3 protein-coding genes are annotated in these 4,110 nt (G+C 35.7%); 2 read left to right on the forward strand and 1 reads right to left on the reverse strand.

Features of this window, described 5'->3' with window-relative positions; translation table 11 throughout:
• Positions 1–223: 223 nt before the first annotated feature.
• A complete protein-coding gene (locus tag ACUXEY_RS28035; RefSeq protein WP_461302072.1) occupies positions 224–1,654 on the reverse strand; it encodes an IS4 family transposase in 1,431 nt (476 codons plus the stop codon).
• Positions 1,655–2,094: 440 nt separating this feature from the next.
• Here ACUXEY_RS28035 and ACUXEY_RS28040 point away from each other — a divergent pair, with 440 nt between their 5' ends.
• Both ACUXEY_RS28040 and ACUXEY_RS28045 read left to right on the forward strand, forming a co-directional pair.
• Positions 2,095–2,691, forward strand: coding sequence for a TetR/AcrR family transcriptional regulator (locus ACUXEY_RS28040; protein WP_461302073.1), 597 nt, complete (start codon positions 2,095–2,097; stop codon positions 2,689–2,691).
• Positions 2,692–2,753: 62 nt separating this feature from the next.
• Entirely contained in the window at positions 2,754–3,896 is a 1,143-nt protein-coding gene (locus ACUXEY_RS28045; protein WP_147807059.1) for an MFS transporter, read from the forward strand.
• Positions 3,897–4,110: the final 214 nt, after the last annotated feature.

The following is a 4,110-nucleotide window of genomic DNA, read 5'->3' on the forward strand; positions in this document are numbered from 1 at the left end:
CATAAAAAACACGTCACCCTTTCTCATTAACATAAGAAAATAGTAACGTGCTTTTAACTTCAAAAATAGTCTAAATCCTTAAGTTGATGGATGTGTGGTGCTACCCCATGCCCATCAAGCTAACCAAGTAATTTAATAGGTACGAAATGATCCTTGTTTCAAAACTAGCAAGTGATAGAAAAGTAGGCATGCTAAAGAAGCCTATTAAAACGCGATTTTTTCGCTAGGCAGCTTGTCTATGCTTCACCGCCGTTTTATACACAATCCCTAGAATATCAAAGACGGTCATCTTCTTATACCTATGACATTTACGACCGTTTTTTTTGAGCAGCTGATAAAGGCGATGCAGAATTTTTAAAAGTTCTTCTGTGCCAACGGCTATCGCTTGAAACAGTAATGGAAAGTAATCTTTAATCATATAAATCGCTTTGTATTCACTCAGCTCCTGCTTTTTCTTTTCAAGCAGAAGCTGACGTATTTGAAACATCGTAGAAGAACAGAGGAGAATGCCGATGAGTTGTCCATATAAATGGCACTCTAGGCGTTCTCTTTTTATATTTTGACATTTATCAATTTCAAAGAATGACTTCCACGTTTTAAACAAAATTTCAATCTGCCAACGAAGTGAATATAATGAATGCACGTAGTTCGTCGGTACTTCTTCTAGCGACGTGTTCGTGATATATACATTCATGCCCATTAAACGTTTACTTTTATCCTTCATGACAATGCCTTTCTTCTTTTCACGTATCGCTTGGTTTTTCAGACGTGTTTGCGTTTGATCATCGGTTAAACGATGGATAATAACACGTGCTGGAAGTTTCTGATTTTGGCCAATGTATGCCTCAGGGATTTCTATCGTTTCACCAGGGATTAGATCAGACATCATTTGTGTCATATCAAGCTGGATGTATTCTGTCTGCTTTTTTACCGTACCATTGTTGAAGTATTCGGGTTCAGGGTTCTTGGTATAAATGCGTGTATTCAGCTTCAACCGAGAGATATAGTAAGCCTCTTTATCATGAATGGTTTGTAAGTCTCCTAAATCGAAGTAACCAAGATCACGTAAACACAAATCGCCTGCTTCTACGGTTTCAAGGCAGATGGTACCATATGTTTTATCATTATTCTTTCCTGGCCCAAGCTGCACGTTAAGAAATTGACCACTAAGTAAATCGTATTCTAATTGGATTTTCACGCCTGCCTTATTACTACTCCCACCTGAACCTTGATAGTCAGTAGCGAATTGATCAGGTAGTTGAAACACTGTCGCATCTAAAATACGGATACGATTAAAAGTAGAGATTATATGTGCAGAAAGTGAGTGATTTGAACAGAGTTTTTGTGTGAGAAGGGAAGTAAACACTTCTCGAAGAAATGCGACAGCTGCTGGATTAAAGCGTTGATTCAGTCCTTCTGGGCTCATGAGTGTAGCTGTATTTGTATAAAGCTGACTACATAATCGAGTAAGAGAATCGCTTGCTACGTGTTGACTAATCCAAATACATAAAGCGGCCAAATCTCGTGCGCCATATTTACTTTTACGTTTTACGAAACTCGTCTCCTGTGCGAGCTGTTGAAGGATACTTGGGGATAGATATCGCTGTAATTCTTCAGCGAATAAATGAAACTCATCTTGAATCGATAGAGTCATACAAAACGCCATCCTTTCTGTATTTTTCTACAAAAAGAATAGCGTTTTTTTGATTATATGGATACAAATTTACCTTAGATTGATAGCGATGTATGGTAACCCCAATTAGACCAACGATTTCTCCTTGGCTGAGTTTCACTCCCCGGCTTTTCCTATGGAAACGTAGAAAAACAAATGATTAAACAATTTATATTTTGTCTTTTTGTGGCTTTGTAAAATAGATTGATCATTTATAACAAAGTTTGATAATTAATAATAAAGATTGATGAAATTGTTAATTCAAATAGGACTTGTATTTGAATTAGGGAGCTATTTTGAATTATTCGTAATCTAAAATAATCAAATTTTATTTTACAGTAACAATAAAACAAAATATTGACCACTCGGTACAAAAAAGAGTATTCTATTAATGTTATCTTTAAAATGAGAGGAGGATACGATTGAATAAACGCGGCAGACCCCGAGAGTTTGATTATTCCTCAATTGTAGATGTTGCAATGAAAACATTTTGGTTAAGAGGATATGAAGGGTGTTCTACACAAGATTTATGCAGTGATACAGGACTTGGAAAAGGAAGTTTATACAATACTTTCGGTAGTAAACATGAACTGTATAAACAAGTATTAGAACGCTACCATGAAATTGGGATTAGGGAACAAAGGAAATTGTTAGATACTCCAATTCCAGTTAAAGAACGATTAAGTAATTTTTTTGAATGGGCATTGAAAGAAGACTTTGAGAATATTAATCAAAAAGGATGTTTATTGATTAATGCCAGTATAGAACGTGCTAAAAACGATTTAATGGTACAAGAAATTTTCTCGAAGCATGTTGAACTTCTTAAACAAGCTATTGAAGCAGTGATGGAGGAAGGATTGCAAACAGGTGAAATTTCAAAGAAGCAATCAGCTGAGGAATTAGCTAGTCTGCTTTTAAGTAGTTATTACGGATTCCGTGTTCTTAATGTATCGATGCAAAATCGGATGTTGTCTGAACAAGTTATCAAAGGAACAATGGAGTCTATTTGTGGCGCTTAGTGCGCTCTTTTTTCGCACTATTTTTGTACCAATCATTACAATAATGAATAAGGAGTGTTTTTATGCCATCGATTATTTATTTATTAGCTTTAGCAATCTTTTGTATGACTACATCAGAATTTATGGTTGCAGGTATGATGAATGAACTTGCTCTTGCATTCCAGGTTTCTGTATCATCTATTGGGTATTTAATTTCAGCTTATGCAGGAGCAATGGTAATAGGAGGCCCCATTTTAACTGCAATCCTCTTACGAATGCGCAGCAAACAAGCATTATTGTTTTTAATGTTCGTATTTTTAATTGGTCAATCGCTCGGAGCTATTGCTTGGAACTATGATATTATGATGATTTCACGTATTATAACTGGTATTGCTTCAGCTTCATCTTTTGGAGTTGCGATTTCCTTTTCTGCAACATTGGTTCACTCTGATTCAAGGGGAAAAGCTGCATCAATTGTACTTGCAGGTTTAATGTTCGCAACTGTATTAGGTTTACCTATAACAACCGTTATTTCGCAATATTTTGGCTGGCGTATTAGTTTTGGGGCTGTTTCTGTTCTTGTGCTAGTATCAGGGATTATGATTCAATGGTTGTTACCATCATCTTCAAATAAAGAGCAATTGAATTGGAAAGACGAACTTCTGCGATTTAAGAATATTCATCTTTGGGCAGCGTACGTAACAAGTATGTTCATTATTGGTGGTACGTTTGCAGCATTTAGTTATTTCACTCCTATCTTTACAAATATCACAGGCTTTTCAAGTGCAAGTATTCCATATTTACTTGCTCTCTATGGTAGTGCGACGGTAGTTGGGAATATAGTGATTGGCAAGTTTGCTGATAAATATACAATGAAAATACTGGTGAGCGGATTGATTATATTAATAGTAGCATTGTCTTTATTTGCTTTAGGTGCAGAGAATAAATACATTGCGGTTATTTCTACGATTTTTATTGGTTTAACTGGTGTAGCATTGAATCCGGCTATGGTTGCGAGAGTAATGAAAACAGCTAGTAATGGAACAATGATAAATACCGTTCATAGTTCTTTTATTACGCTGGGTATTGTTATTGGTTCCTCACTAGGTGGTCTTGGAATCAGTAAAGGATATGGTTTTGTATCTCCGCTATGGATTGGAGCTTGTTTAGCTATCCTTGGGGTAATTTCATTATTTCCATATTTACATAAAGGAAAGGCAGATTAAGATGTTTAAAATTTCTTTATATAGGGTCACCATACATGCCCATCAATTTAAGAAATTGGTAGTTCCCCAAAACGAAGAAATTTTCGTTCTGGGGGTATTATAAAATTTAGCTTGATGGCGATGTGGTGCTACCCCACATCCATCAACTTAAGGATTTAGACTATTTTTGAAGTTAAAAGCACGTTACTATTTTCTTATGTTAATGAGAAAGGGT

The organism is Bacillus sp. F9_6S_D1_P_5, assembly GCF_054823925.1.